General features: G+C 71.0%; 13 protein-coding genes. 6 read left to right on the forward strand and 7 right to left on the reverse strand.

The window, feature by feature from the left end:
- The first annotated feature begins 4 nt into the window (after positions 1–4).
- A complete protein-coding gene (locus tag ABT340_RS31175; RefSeq protein WP_352014437.1) occupies positions 5–1,267 on the forward strand; it encodes a M28 family peptidase in 1,263 nt (420 codons plus the stop codon).
- Here the strand turns inward: ABT340_RS31175 and ABT340_RS31180 are convergent.
- Positions 1,153–1,920 (reverse strand): DUF2306 domain-containing protein, encoded by a 768-nt coding sequence (locus tag ABT340_RS31180; RefSeq protein ID WP_352014438.1) that lies wholly within the window; start codon positions 1,918–1,920, stop codon positions 1,153–1,155. The two genes, ABT340_RS31175 and ABT340_RS31180, sit on opposite strands and share 115 nt — an antisense overlap.
- Before the next feature lie 155 nt (positions 1,921–2,075).
- On the opposite strand from ABT340_RS31180, the gene ABT340_RS31185 reads away from it, so the two are divergent.
- Entirely contained in the window at positions 2,076–3,227 is a 1,152-nt protein-coding gene (locus tag ABT340_RS31185) for a sensor histidine kinase (RefSeq protein WP_352014439.1), read from the forward strand.
- Positions 3,224–3,880 carry a response regulator gene (locus ABT340_RS31190; protein WP_352014440.1) on the forward strand — a complete coding sequence of 219 codons (657 nt, stop codon included), beginning with the start codon at positions 3,224–3,226 and terminating at the stop codon, positions 3,878–3,880. The genes ABT340_RS31185 and ABT340_RS31190 overlap by 4 nt, the downstream gene beginning before the upstream one ends.
- 51 nt (positions 3,881–3,931) lie before the next feature.
- Here ABT340_RS31190 and ABT340_RS31195 read toward each other — a convergent pair whose 3' ends face one another.
- The 3 genes from ABT340_RS31195 to ABT340_RS31205 all read right to left on the reverse strand — a co-directional run bounded on the left by ABT340_RS31195 (position 3,932) and on the right by ABT340_RS31205 (position 5,744).
- Entirely contained in the window at positions 3,932–4,303 is a 372-nt protein-coding gene (locus tag ABT340_RS31195; protein WP_352014441.1) for a YciI family protein, read from the reverse strand.
- Between the two features lie 98 nt (positions 4,304–4,401).
- Complete coding sequence (locus ABT340_RS31200; RefSeq protein ID WP_352014442.1) at positions 4,402–5,190, reverse strand: SDR family oxidoreductase; 789 nt, start codon at positions 5,188–5,190, stop codon at positions 4,402–4,404.
- Between the two features lie 185 nt (positions 5,191–5,375).
- Positions 5,376–5,744 carry a YciI family protein gene (locus tag ABT340_RS31205; protein ID WP_352014443.1) on the reverse strand — a complete coding sequence of 123 codons (369 nt, stop codon included), beginning with the start codon at positions 5,742–5,744 and terminating at the stop codon, positions 5,376–5,378.
- A 202-nt stretch (positions 5,745–5,946) separates the two neighbouring features.
- Between ABT340_RS31205 and ABT340_RS31210 the strand changes: the two genes are divergently transcribed.
- Both ABT340_RS31210 and ABT340_RS31215 read left to right on the forward strand, forming a co-directional pair.
- Positions 5,947–7,479, forward strand: a complete 1,533-nt coding sequence (locus ABT340_RS31210; RefSeq protein ID WP_352014444.1) for an MFS transporter — start codon at positions 5,947–5,949, stop codon at positions 7,477–7,479.
- Between the two features lie 223 nt (positions 7,480–7,702).
- On the forward strand, positions 7,703–8,479 hold the full coding sequence (locus ABT340_RS31215; RefSeq protein WP_352014445.1) for a DUF2306 domain-containing protein: 777 nt from the start codon (positions 7,703–7,705) through the stop codon (positions 8,477–8,479).
- A gap of 117 nt (positions 8,480–8,596) precedes the next feature.
- On the opposite strand, the gene ABT340_RS31220 is transcribed toward ABT340_RS31215, so the two are convergent.
- The 3 genes from ABT340_RS31220 to ABT340_RS31230 all read right to left on the reverse strand — a co-directional run bounded on the left by ABT340_RS31220 (position 8,597) and on the right by ABT340_RS31230 (position 11,332).
- Positions 8,597–8,938, reverse strand: a complete 342-nt coding sequence (locus ABT340_RS31220; protein WP_352014446.1) for a VOC family protein — start codon at positions 8,936–8,938, stop codon at positions 8,597–8,599.
- Between the two features lie 132 nt (positions 8,939–9,070).
- Positions 9,071–9,991, reverse strand: a complete 921-nt coding sequence (locus tag ABT340_RS31225) for a TIGR03619 family F420-dependent LLM class oxidoreductase (RefSeq protein WP_352014447.1) — start codon at positions 9,989–9,991, stop codon at positions 9,071–9,073.
- 24 nt (positions 9,992–10,015) lie between these two features.
- Positions 10,016–11,332, reverse strand: a complete 1,317-nt coding sequence (locus ABT340_RS31230) for an extracellular solute-binding protein (protein WP_352014448.1) — start codon at positions 11,330–11,332, stop codon at positions 10,016–10,018.
- A gap of 277 nt (positions 11,333–11,609) precedes the next feature.
- Here ABT340_RS31230 and ABT340_RS31235 point away from each other — a divergent pair, with 277 nt between their 5' ends.
- Positions 11,610–12,791, forward strand: a complete 1,182-nt coding sequence (locus ABT340_RS31235) for an acyl-CoA dehydrogenase family protein (RefSeq protein WP_352014449.1) — start codon at positions 11,610–11,612, stop codon at positions 12,789–12,791.
- Positions 12,792–12,827: the final 36 nt, after the last annotated feature.

Genomic DNA, 12,827 nt, shown 5'->3' on the forward strand with positions numbered 1-12,827 from the left:
GGCCATGACGGCTGACCGGTTACCGGACGGATGGCGACGGCGGACCTGCGACGAGGTGATCCGCGCCTACGCCGGAATCGCCCGGCTTCCCACCTCGCCCGGGGAGAAGCGGGTGGCCGCCGCGCTCGCGGAACGGCTACGCGGCCTCGGTTACCGGGCCGGTGTCGAGCCGGTGCGCGCGACGAGCTCCTACGCGCTGCCGATCGGCCTGCTCAGCGCCGCCGGACTCGCCGCGGGGCTCCTCTCCCGGTACGGCACGCGGCCCTCCCCGCACGGCGGCGGCTCGTACGGCGGCGCGCGGAGGGCTGCGGCCCGCTGGGGCGCCGCGGTGGTCGCGGCGGCGGCGTCGGCGGCCATCGCCGACGACGTCGCGGGAGGCGCCCGCTGGTTCCGCCGGGTGGCGCTCCCCCACCGGCGCGCCCACAACGTCGTGGCGTACGGCGGCGACCCGACGGCGAACCGGACGGTGGTCGTCCTCGCCCACCACGACGCCGCCCCGTCGGGAGTGATCTTCGACCAGCGGGTGCTCCGCTGGGTCGCCCGCCACTTCCCCGCCGTCATCGCCGCCGCCAAGGAGAACCCGCCGACCTGGTGGCCGGTCATCCTGGGACCGGCCCTGGTCGCCGTTGGCGCCGCGAGCGGCGACCGCAGGCTCGGCGGCCTGGGAACGGCGATCACGGCGGCCAACCTGGCGTTCCTTGCCGACATCGGCCGCAGGCCCGCCGTACCGGGGGCCAACGACAACCTCTCCGGGGTGGCCGCGCTGGTCTGCGTCGCGCGGGCGCTCCAGCGGGAGCCGGTCTCCGGGCTGCGGGTCGTCCTGCTGTCCGCCGGTGCCGAGGAGGCCCTGCAGGAGGGCATCCGCGGGTTCGCCCGCAGGCACTTCCCCGACCTCGGCCCCGGCACCTGCTTCGTCAACCTCGAAAGCGTCGGCTCGGGAAGGCTCGCCCTGCTCGAAGGTGAGGGGCCCGTGCTGATGCGCGACTACCCCGAGCCGTTCCGCCGGTTCGTCGCGGAGTGCGCGCGCGACATCGGGGTGCCGCTCCTGCGGGGACTGCGTTCGCGCAACAGCACCGACAGCGAGGTCCCCCGGCGGCACGGGTACCCCGTCGCCACGATCGTCTCGCTCGACCACGACAAGCTCATCACCCACTACCACCTCGACTCCGACGTCCCCGACAACGTCGACCTGGACAGCGTGGTCTCCGCCGCCGAACTGGCCGAGGCCGTCATCCGCAGGCTGGCCCGCGAGGAACCGGCCCCCTGAGGAACGGCCCGGCGTCCGCGGTTCCGCCGCAGCAGGGCCTCGGCGAACAGCAGGTTCGGCACCCAGCTCAGGAAGGAGTCGACCAGATAGGAGCGGTCGAAGGCGGTGACCTCGTCCACGCCGAACGCGGTCTGGAGCGGAACAAGGACAAGCGGCCACGCCCTGAGCATCACCGCGGCGTACGTCAGCGCGAACGCCCGTGTCGCCCAGCGGCGGTGCGCGGCGACGTCACCGCGCCTGATCGCCCGGTAGGCAGCCACGGCGAAGGTCGTCCACAGTACGGCCAGCGTCCCGAAGCCCGCCGTTCCCACCGGACCGGCCATGTTGGCCGGAGCCATCACCAGTCCCGCCACCCCGGCCACGATCATGGCGACGATCACGACCCGCCCGCAGAGCCGGTGGAACCCGGGAAAGCGGGTGCGCAGCCGTACGACGAACTGGGTGGGTGAGACCAGCAGCGCCAGGCCGCCGAAGCAGATGTGCACGTACAGGGCCGCCTGCGCCCAGCCCGGCTGATCGACGTAGGTGGCCGCGATCCCGACGTCGCTCCGCGCGAGGTGCCGCAGCGTGTCCGTCAGGTACGGCAGCGGCGCGTACACCGCGATTCCCACCGCGGTGAGGACGACCCACCACAGTCCGACTGTTCTTCTCATGAACGCCCCCATCGTCGATCGACCGTCCGTAACGGCCGTCCACAACGTAGGTTCGCCCCGGTACGGCGGTCGCCCCCCTGCCGAGGGAAGTGCGTCTCCCTCATCAGAGGGAGACCGGTTGACCCGTTTGCCCGTGTTCGGGGAAAGATGGGGCCATGCGTTTGACCGGCGGCTTCCGCCGTACCCGGCCCGCCGGGGCCGACCGCTGGCTGGCGGGAGCACTGGCCGCCGGGTCCGCCGTCGCGAGCCTGCTGGCCGCCGCGGGGCCGCCCTACCGGGAGGCCGACCTTCCCGGGCTCGCCCTGATCACGGCCGCCTCGCTGGCCCTGCTGTGGCGCCAGGTCTTCCCGCTGCCGGTGGTCGCCGTCGTCTCGGCGCTGCTGATCGTCAACGAGGCGGCGGGATACGCGGTGACCGTCGTGCAGTGGCCCGCCTGGATCGCGCTGTTCACCTGCTTCTCCCTGTACCGCGACTGGCCGCACAGGCTGGTGGCCGCCCTGTCCGGCGGGCTGGCGGTCCTCGGGTACGTGGTGTTCGACCGTGGCCAGGTGAGCCCGCTCGAACTGTCGGGGATCACCATGTGCTTCCTGATCTCGACCATCGGGGGTGACGCCGCGCTGAGCCGCCGCGCGTACGCCGCGGCGGCCGAGGCGCGGGCCGTGAGCGAGGCGCGGGAGCGGGTGGCGCTCGCCGAACGGGTCCTGCTCCAGGAACGCGCCCGGCTGGCCGGGGAACTGCACGACGCCCTCGGCCACGCCGTCAACGTGATGGTCATGCAGGCCGGGGTCGGCAGGCGGGTCTTCGCGGAGAACCCGGACTTCGGCCACGAGGCGCTCGGGCACATCGAGACCCTCGGCCGGGGCGCGCTCGACGAACTCGACCGTCTGTTACGCGTCCTCGACCCGGCCGCCGACGGCTCGGGGCACACGAACGTCGACCCCACGACGGCCGACCTCGCCGACCTCGCCGGGCGGGTGCGCGCCGCCGGGCGGGAGGTCGAACTCAACACCGGCGAGGTCGAGCTCCCGGCCAGCGGGGCGCGGGCGGTCTACCGGATCACCCAGGAGGCGGTGACCAACGCGCTGCGGCACACCTCCCGTGGGCGTATCCGGATCGACCTGACGCAGACCGGGGACCGGGTGCTGCTTGAGGTGACCAACGAGGGGGACGGCTTCCCCGAGCCGGTGCCGGGACGCGGCCTGGTCGGCATGCGGGAACGGGCCCGGCTTGAGGGCGGCGACCTGGAGGCGGGCCCCGTCGCGGGCGGCTTCGGCGTCCGGGTGGTCCTGCCGGTGGCGCGGCCATGATCAAGGTGTTCCTCGCCGACGACGACGCGCTGGTCAGGGGTGGTCTGCGAGCCCTGCTCGGCGCCGAGAAGGACATCGTCGTCGTGGGAGAGGCGGCCAACGGGACGCAGGCCGTACACGGGGTCAGGGCGAGCAGGCCGGACGTCGTGCTGATGGACGTGCGGATGCCCGGCCACGACGGTGTCCGCGCCACCCGGGAGATCACCTCCTGGCCCCGGCCGAGGCCCCGGGTGCTGGTGCTCACCACCTTCGACCTCGACGAGATCGTGGACGACGCCATCGCGGCGGGGGCCGACGGCTTCCTGCTCAAACGGGCGACCCCGGAGCAGGTGGTCGAGGGCATCCGCACGGTCGCGGGCGGGGACGCGCTCGTCGCGCCCTCGGTGACCCGCAGGCTGCTTGAGACGCTCGCCGCCCGGCGCGGCACCGGCGGCCGGGACGCCGCCCTCGCGGCTCAGCTGACCGAACGCGAGGCCGACGTACTGCGCGCCCTCGCCGAGGGCCTGTCGAACATCGAGATCGCCCGGTCGATGCACGTCTCCCTGGAGACCGTGAAGACCCACATCAAACACATCCTGCACAAACTACGCGTGCGCGACCGCACCCAGGCGGTCGTATGGGCCTACCGCACCGGCTTCACCGACAGAAGGTGAGCCCGTTCCCACCCGCCCCGAGCCGGGTGGGAACGGGTCACGGACAGGTGCTCAGAGGTTGGCGCCTGCGGAGAACAGGATCGGGCGGACCTCGACGGCCAGGCCGTCGATCTTCGCGTCCGGGATCAGCGCGGCGACCTCGTAGGCGCGGTCCTTGCTCTCGCACTCGACGATGTAGTAACCGCCGATGCCCAGCTCACTCACCACGGCCGGGCCTTCCTTGACGACGGTGGTGCCGTCGGCGACGCTGACCACCGCGCTGTTGGACGTGTCACCGAGCGCGTGCGTCGAGACGAACTCCCCGGTCTCCTTGATCGTCTCCTGGAAGGTGCCGTGACCGCTCATGATCTCGTTGAGTTCGGCCTCGGACAGCTTCTCCATGACCGCGGGGCTGGTGTGCATGATCAGCATGAACTTCGACATATGAATCGCTCCTCCGATTGGGCTTTCGATGTCTTCCATGGAGAGGTCGGAGCCGGGAGCGGGGTTTTGACATCCCGGCGCCGACGAGTTCGGGAGGGTCAGCTGTGGTACTCGCCACCGTTGACGTCGAGGCAGTGCCCGGTGATCGCACGGGCCATGTCGGAGGCCAGGAAGATCACCGCGTCGGCCACCTCCTCGGGCTCCTGGAGCCTGCGGCGGTCGATCGAGCTCGTCATCTCGTCGTAGACCGTCGTCGGGGGGACACCGCGGGCGGTGGCGATCTCCTCGACGAACGCCTTCACCGTGTCGATCAGGATCGGCCCCGGGGCGACGCTGTTGACGCGCACCCCCTGCGGGCCGAGTTCGGTGGAGAGCATCTGGGCGAGCGCGAGCAGCCCGGCCTTGGCCATCTTGTAGGAGCCGCAGCGCTCGATGGAGTGCCGCAGGACCGAGGAGTTGACCATCACGACGGAGCCCCGGTTCTCGACCAGCGTCGGCGCGAGCAGCCTGACCAGCCGCAACGCCGCGTAGACGTTGATCTCGAACCCCTCGCGGACCTCGTCGAGGCCGACCTCGACCATCGTCAGGTGCCGCGGCGCGGCGAAGGCGTTGTGGATGAGCGTGTCCACCCGCCCGTAGGTCTCAAGCGCCGCCAGCACCAGGCTCTCGGTCTCCGCCTCGTCGGTCAGGTCGGCCGGTACGACCAGCGCCCGGCGGCCGAGTTGCTTGACCTCGTCGGCCACCACCTCAAGGCGGGACGCGGTGCGCGCGGCCAGCACCAGGTCCGCTCCCGCGCGGGCGCACCGTACGGCCAGCTCCCGCCCGAGGCCGGGGCCGACTCCGGCGACCAGGACCACCTTTCCCGGCAGCAGTTCAGGGACGTTCACGGTTCCACCTCCGGTCGAGGACCCGGGAAACGGGCCCTTCCTCGATGTTCGCGATTCCTTTCCCGGCCACGGGACCGGGTTCTCCCGGCCTCGCGTCCAAGATTTCCGACCCCCGTGAAAAGACCTCCCGCCGAAGCGGAAACACGCCTTTCCCGATGCTCTGGCGCGGTGCGGAAAGGCGTTTCTCAGACACCCGCGCCCACCGAGAGGGCGATCGGCCGGACCTCTATGCCCAGTCCCTCGATCCCGGTGTCCGGGATCATCGCGGCGATGGCGTGCGCGCGTTCCCTGCTCTCGCACTCCACGACGTAGCAGCCGACGAGGTGGTCGGCGCGTTCGGCGTGCAGGCCGCCGGTGACCCAGGTCAGTCCGTCACGGACCTGGACGACGGCGCCGTGCGAGAGGTCCCCGAGCGTGATCCTGCCGAGGAGTTCCCCGCTGGCGCCGATCTCCTCGACGAACCGGTGACGGCCCTCGTGCACGTCGGCACGGACCCGTTCCGGCAGGTCGTTCCAGACGCCGGGGTTCTCGTAGATCGCCAGCAGGTACTTCACGTCTTCGCTCCTAGCGTTCGCGCCGGTTCCGTAGACATGTCGGAGCGGACGTCCCGTTCTTGTCATCCAGCCGCGGAACCCGGCAAATCTCTCGAAGGAGGGCGTCGAGATCCTCGAACCGGCTCCGATCTGTCCATGAGGGGTGCCTTCGGCACCGTCCTCACCAACCGCCATCCGACCGGACGAGGAGTGACAAGCCCCCATGCATGACGAGACGACGAAGGAGGCGCCGCCCAGGGCCGGACGCAGGGAGTGGACCGGGCTCGCGGTGCTGGCCCTGCCCACCCTGCTGGTCGCGCTGGACATCGGTGTCCTGTTCCTCGCGGTGCCCCACCTCAGCGCCGACCTGGGGACCAGCAGTGTCGAACAGCTGTGGATCGCCGACGTGTACGGCTTCCTCCTGGCCGGGTTCCTCATCACCATGGGCACCCTCGGCGACCGCGTCGGCCGCAGGAGACTGCTGCTCATCGGCGGTGCCGCCTTCGGCCTGGCCTCCGTACTGGCCGCCTACTCCGGCAGCCCCGGCATGCTCATCGTCGCCCGCGCCCTGCTCGGCGTCGCGGGCGCGACCCTCATGCCCTCGACCCTGGCCCTGATCAGCAACATGTTCGCCGACGCCGGGCAGCGTGGCCTGGCCATCTCGCTGTGGGCCGCCTGCCAGTTCGGCGGCGCCGCGCTCGGCCCCGTCATCGGCGGCGTCCTGCTCGAACACTTCTGGTGGGGTTCGGTCTTCCTGCTCGGCGTCCCCGTCATGGCGCTGCTGCTGGTGCTGGCGCCGCTCCTGCTGCCCGAGTACCGCAACCCGGACGCCGGGCGCCTCGACCTCGTCAGCGTCGCCCTGTCGCTGGCGACCGTGCTGCCCCTGGTCTACGGGGTCAAGGAACTGGCCGTCGGCGACGGCACCGCGCCCGCCGTACCCCTCGCCGCGCTCGCCACCGGCCTGCTCCTCGGGTTCGTCTTCGTACGGCGCCAGCTCAGCCTTGAGCGTCCCCTGCTCGACCTGCGGCTGTTCGCCGAACGCTCCTTCGGCGTCGTCCTGGTGACGATGCTGCTCGGCGGCGCGATGATCGCCGGGACGGGGCTGCTGGTCAGCCAGTACCTCCAGTCGGTGCTCGGCCTGTCCCCGGCGACGGCGGCCCTGTGGTACGCGCCCATGGGCCTGGCGCTGGCCGCGGGAGCCGTGCTCTCACCCGCCCTGGTCCGCAGGATGCGGCCGGGCACGGCCATCGCGGGCGGCCTGGCGCTGTCCGCCGCCGGGTTCGCGCTCGTCGCCCTGACCGGCGGCTCCGGTGGCCCCGGCGGGCTGGCCCTGGCCGTACTCGGCATCGCGGTCATCGCGCTCGGCGACGGCCCGCTGGTCTCGCTGGGGACGGGCCTGGTCGTCGGCTCCGTGCCGCCAGGGCGGGCGGGTTCGGCCGCCTCGATCTCCGAGACCAGCCTGCACTTCGGCGGGACGCTCGGCATGGCCCTCATGGGCACGGTCGGCGCCGCCGTCTACCGCTCGCACATCGCGGGCGCACTGCCCGCCGGGCTCGGTGACCAGGCGGGACAGGCCGGGGAGACCCTCGCCGGGGCCGTCTCGGTGGCCTCGGGGCTGCCCGCGGAACCCGCGGCCCGGCTGCTGGCCGTCTCACGGGAGGCCTTCACCGCCGGGCTCAACACCGTCGGCGCCATCGGCGTCGTCGTCTTCGTCTGCCTGGCCGCCCTCACGGCGGCCGCCCTGCGCCGCCCCTGACCCGGAAATCGACCTGTTTCCTGAGAACACAACTCCGCATTTTCAGAGAAACGCCGTCCCGATCCCGGTGGGACCATCGAGGCGCGACATTCCCACGCCGTGTTCGAACGCCGATGAGGCGTTTTTCGGCGCGCATTCGTGAACGGCCTCGGAGGGATTCACGCCCCGGCCGAAAAACGCCGTCCGCGTCCCCCGCCGAGATCTTCCAGAGAGGGAGTCGACTGTGACGCAATCACCGGAGAAGGCATTCGACGTCCGCGACGCGCCGGACGAGATGGCCGAGCTCGACCGGAGGCTGACCGAACGGGCGAGGCGGATCTCGCCCAGGCCCCGGTGGTGGCGAAGGCCGTGGATGATCCCGCTGGTCATCCTGGTCGGGGTGTTCCTGACCTACATCTGGGGCCCCTACATCAGGCTGGACCCGCGCACCGCGACCGTGCACCTGGTCCAGAGCATCCCCCTGCACTACGTGCTGGTCGTCACCCACATCGTGACCGCCAGCGTCGCGATGGCCACGGCCTGCCTGCAGGTGTGGCCGTTGGTCCGCAGACGGTACCCGGCCGTGCACCGGATCAGCGGGCGGCTGTTCGTCTTCGCGGGCGCCGTCCCCACCTCGATCGTCGCCATCGTCCTGATGCGCATCCGCAACGACCGCGACGGCGGCGTACAACCCGGCAGCTCGGGCCTGTACATCACGGCCGCCCTGTGGCTGGTCATCACGCTCGTCGGCTACCGGATGGGACGCAAGCACCGGTGGGCCGAACACCGCCGCTGGATGACCTACAGCTTCGCGCTGTCGCTGACGAACATCTACAGCAGGCCCATCGCGATCTACGTGTCGAGCATCCCCGGCGCCAACATGAACCTGTGCTTCGAGCTGATCGGCTGGCTGCCCTTCATCGTGCACCTCGGCATCGCCCAGTGGTGGCTCGACCGGACCTCCGGGCTGCCGTGGGGAGGCCGTCGCAGACCCAGGCGCGCCGTACCGTCACAGAGCTGAGCCGTCGTAAAGCCGAGCCGTCACGGAGCCGGAGCCGTCATCGCGCCGGGCCTCCGCCGGCGGGACCTCGGGCCGGGCGCGCATGGCCCGCCCTGCCCGAGGTCCACGTCCACCGCGTTACTTCTGCTGCATGATCTGGACGTAGTTGCCGTCGGGGTCGACCAGCGTGCCGATCCACCCGTGGTCGTTCTCGCTCAGCTCGGACAGCCACGTCACCCCCAGCCCGTTGAGCCGCTCGGCGGTCTCCACGGCGTTCTCGACGTTGAAGTTGAGAATGTGCCTGCCGGGTTCTGAGTTCTTCTCCGCGACGTCTTCACGCTGGTCGCAGAACAGGGCGACGTCGCCGAAGAACAGGGCGGGGCCCTCGGTCCTGGGGTTGAACGCCTGGACGTACCACTCGCGAAGCCGTTCGGCGTCAGCCGTACCCAGCAGAATGCCGGCGAAGCTCTGTGCGGACATGTCTCCTCCTCAGTGCGGCCCCCTGTGGGCCCCTCTACCTGTGGGTCGGAGCCGTGGACCGTTCTTTGACCTCCGGCGCGGAAAAAACCGGGCCCCGGGAAGAACGCCCCGGAACCCGGTCAGGAGAACGGCTCAGAAGCCGGCGTCCGTCACCGCCTCGAACACCTCAAGGGCCCGGTCGAGCAGTTCCTCCCCGCCCTTCGCCGAGGGCACCAGGTCGAGCAGGATCTCGGTCGCCCCGGCCTCCGCCAGCGCCGCCACGTCCTCGACCACCTGCCCGATCGACCCCTGGAACGGCCTGCGCCCGGCGGGAGCGGGCGTCTCGGACAGCACGACGGCGGCCCTGGGGACGAGCTCCAGCGCGGCGGCGTCCCTGCCGTGTTCCACGGCCCGCTGCCTGATCCTGTCCCACAGCTCGGCGACCACGGGCGCGGGCAGCCCCGAGGGAAGCCACCCGTCGGCCTTGCGGGCGGCCCGCTCCACGGCCCTGACGGAACGGCCGCCCAGCAGCACCGGGATCCGCCCGGCCGGTTTCGGGGCGACCAGGGCGCCCTCGACGCTGAGCCGTGAGTCCCGGTACGAGACCGGATCACGCCCCCAGAAGGCGCGGCAGGCGTCGAGGGTCTCGTCGAGGGTACGGCCCCGCGCCGCGAAGTCGGCCTCCATCCCCCGGTACTCGTCGGAGGACCAGCCGCTGCCGAACCCGGCGACCACCCGCCCCCCGCTGGCCCGGTCCAGCGTCGCCAGCGCCCGCGCCAGGTGCAGCGAACGGTACAGCGGTGCCACCAGGACGCCGGTGCCGAGCCGTACGGTGTCGGTCACCGCGGCGGCGAGGGTGAGGACGGTCAGCGCGTCCGCGCACTCCCGGTAGTGGTCGATCCACGGCAGCCCCGGCACGCCGTTCATGCCCTCGGCCGGTTCGAGCGGGAAGAGCACCCGTTCGTAGACCCAGAGGCTGGAGTAACCGGCGCTCTCCGCTCCCCTCGCGATCCTCGCGACGTCGAAGCGCAGGTCGAAGCCGCTGCTCTGCGGCAGTCCCAAGCCGAACCTCACGGTGTTCCCTCCGGTCGTCAGAAGTCAGTGCACGCGGTAGCTGCCGGGGTCCCTGCCCGGTCCCCGGTGCGCGTTGTAGTCGTCGATGAGCCGCTGCCCCTCGGCGTTGGCCTGGGCGAAACGGGCGACCGGGTCGGCGCCGGACAGCAGTACGTCGTGCATGGCGTAGGTCATCACGTCCTGGAGCCTGGGCAGCTCCCCCACCAGGGCGCCCAGTGCCGCGGGCGAGTCGTCCGAGCCTTCGAGCTGGTCGACGGCCACCTTCCGGTGCGGGTTCTCCTCGAACCAGCCCTGCTCCTGGAGGAGTTCGACCGCGGAGTAGGTGATCGGCATGTAGTTGGTGCGCCGGTGCCTGTCGATCGCGTTGGCCGGGTTGTTGAGGTACTGCAGGAAGGCCAGCGCGCCGTCCCTGACCTCCTCGTCGAGGCCGTCGGCCAGGAAGATCCCGTCCCCGCCGAGCACGTTGCCCACGTAGGGCACGTCGTCGTTGTACGGCAGGCGGCTCGCCCTGACGACGAACCCCCGGTCCTTTCCGACCTGCACCAGCCGGGGCGCGTCGACCGAGGAGGTGAACATGAAGGCCACCTGCTGTTCGGCGAACACCCCGAAGCTGCCGACCCAGTCCATCCGGGTGCCGGTGTAGTGGTAGTGGCCGTCCCGGTGCAGGCGCCGCCACCAGTCGACGAAGGCCATCATCTCCTCGGAGTCGAGGTGGGCGGTGTCGGCGACGCCCGCCCTGCCGTTGTCCCGGTTGACGAGGTGGCCGCCCTGCGCGGCGACGGCCTGCATGAACATCCAGCCGTGGTTGCACCAGGTGATCGCGTGCGCGGGCGGGTCGGGCAGCTTGGCCAGGGCCCGGCAGGCGGCGTCGATCCCCGCCCAGGTCCGCGGCACCTCGGTGATGCCCGCCGCCTCAAGGAGCGTCATGTTGGCGTACAGCAGGGTCGTCGAGGACAGCGGGGACAGGCCGGTGCGCCCGTCGGGGGCGGTGAAGTAGTGGCGGGCGTGGGAGAGCACGTCGTGGTCGACGACCGGCTCCCCGAGGATCTCCGTACGGCCTCCGATGGCGTCGGCGACCGAGGTGTACAGCGGTGAGCCGTCGTTGCGCACCATGTCGAAGGCGACCTGGCTCGACGTCGAGTAGTACTGGCCAAGAGTGGGGATGACGCCCCGTTCGACCGCGCGGGCGATCTCCAGGGGCATCCGCACGTAGTCGTGCTCGTGCAGCCTGACCTCGTATCCGGGGTGCGCCTCGTTGAAGCCTCTGATCGCGTCCCTGGTGCTGTCCAGGAAACGCGGGGTCTTGTAGTAGTGCAGCCACGCGTCGATGACGATCCTCATCCGGCGTGCTCCCTCATCTCTGGGTGGTCCCTTGGCGGATGATTCCGCGCGCGACCCCGTGGCAGAGGTTTTCCCGGGATGGCCGGAATCGCGGGGAAAACAAACTCGAAGCCAATGATGCGGGCCGTTCCCCGAAAAGGCATCTTCCTGGTTGCGGCGTTTGTTCTCTCGTGCGAACGGTGTGGGAGGTGGGCAATCAGGGAGATGCGTCACGGTGAATGCGACTGTCAGGGTCAACGTGCACCGAAACCTGCCGCATTTTTCCCGAGGAGGACCGATGGAAATCACCGAGGCGCCGTCGAGGGAGGAGCTCGTCCGCCGGGCGTCCGAACTGGTGCCCCTGCTCCAGAAGAACGCCCTGTGGGCCGAGGAGAACAGGCGTCTGCCCGAGGAGTCGATCGAGGCGCTGACCGAGGCGGGCATCCTGAAGATGCGCGTCCCCACCAGGTACGGCGGCTACGAGTCCGACATGGGCACCGTGGTCGAGGTGCTCGCCGAACTGGCCAGGGGGGACGGCTCGCACTCCTGGACCGTCGCGGTCTGGGCGATCAGCACCTGGATGGTCGGGCTGTTCCCCGACGAGGTGCAGGACGAGGTCTTCTCGACCCCCGACGTCCGGGTCAGCGGCATCCTGAGCCCGACGGCGGTCGCCGTACCCGTCGAGGACGGTGTGGTGCTCAACGGCAAGTGGTCGTTCAACACCGGCTCGCAGCAGAGCCACTGGAACACCAACGCCGCGGTCCTGGCCACCGCCGACGGCGGCTACGAACCGATCATGGTCGCGATCCCGCTGCCCGACCTGCGGATCATCGACGACTGGCACACCTCGGGGCTGCGCGGCTCGGGCAGCGTCACCACCGTCGCCCATGACCTGTTCATCCCCCAGGAGCGGGTGCTGGCCATGGGGCCGGTGCTCCAGGGCCGGATCTCCTCGAAGCTGAACGCCGACTCCCCGATCTTCCGCGCGCCGTTCATGCCGACCGCCTGCACCACCGTCGGCGCCACGGCGCTGGGCCTGGCCAGGGCCGCCAGGGACGCCTTCTTCGAGCGCCTGCCCGGCCGGAAGATCAGCTACACGAACTACGACAGCCAGAAGGACGCCCCGCTCACCCACCTCCAGGTCGCCGAGGCCGTCACGAAGATCGACGAGGCCGAGTTCCACGCCTTCCGCGCGGCCCGCCTGGTGGACACCAAGGGGCCGACCGGCGAGCCGTGGACGCTTGAGGAGCGGGCCCGTGTCCGGCTCGACCTGGGGGCGGTCTGCCGGCGGGCCAAGGAGGCGGTGGACATCCTCAACACCGCCAGTGGCGGCTCCTCCGTCTACACCTCGGTCCCGATCCAGCGCATCGAGCGTGACGTGCAGACCCTCAACCTGCACGCCATCATGCACCCCAACACCAACCTCGAACTGTACGGCCGGGTCCTGTGCGGCCTTGAGCCCAACACGGTCTACCTCTGAACCGCCGAAGGGGTCCTCACGGGAGATCTCCCGTGA

This window comes from Streptosporangium sp. NPDC000239, assembly GCF_040300765.1.
Classification (GTDB): domain Bacteria; phylum Actinomycetota; class Actinomycetes; order Streptosporangiales; family Streptosporangiaceae; genus Streptosporangium.

Coding starts and splice junctions, on each gene's coding strand:
- ABT340_RS31175 (WP_352014437.1), top strand. CDS start 5: ATGACGGCTGACCGGTTACCGGACGGATGGCGACGGCGGACCTGCGAC.
- ABT340_RS31180 (WP_352014438.1), bottom strand. CDS start 1,920: ATGAGAAGAACAGTCGGACTGTGGTGGGTCGTCCTCACCGCGGTGGGA.
- ABT340_RS31185 (WP_352014439.1), top strand. CDS start 2,076: ATGCGTTTGACCGGCGGCTTCCGCCGTACCCGGCCCGCCGGGGCCGAC.
- ABT340_RS31190 (WP_352014440.1), top strand. CDS start 3,224: ATGATCAAGGTGTTCCTCGCCGACGACGACGCGCTGGTCAGGGGTGGT.
- ABT340_RS31195 (WP_352014441.1), bottom strand. CDS start 4,303: ATGTCGAAGTTCATGCTGATCATGCACACCAGCCCCGCGGTCATGGAG.
- ABT340_RS31210 (WP_352014444.1), top strand. CDS start 5,947: ATGCATGACGAGACGACGAAGGAGGCGCCGCCCAGGGCCGGACGCAGG.
- ABT340_RS31220 (WP_352014446.1), bottom strand. CDS start 8,938: ATGTCCGCACAGAGCTTCGCCGGCATTCTGCTGGGTACGGCTGACGCC.
- ABT340_RS31230 (WP_352014448.1), bottom strand. CDS start 11,332: ATGAGGATCGTCATCGACGCGTGGCTGCACTACTACAAGACCCCGCGT.
- ABT340_RS31235 (WP_352014449.1), top strand. CDS start 11,610: ATGGAAATCACCGAGGCGCCGTCGAGGGAGGAGCTCGTCCGCCGGGCG.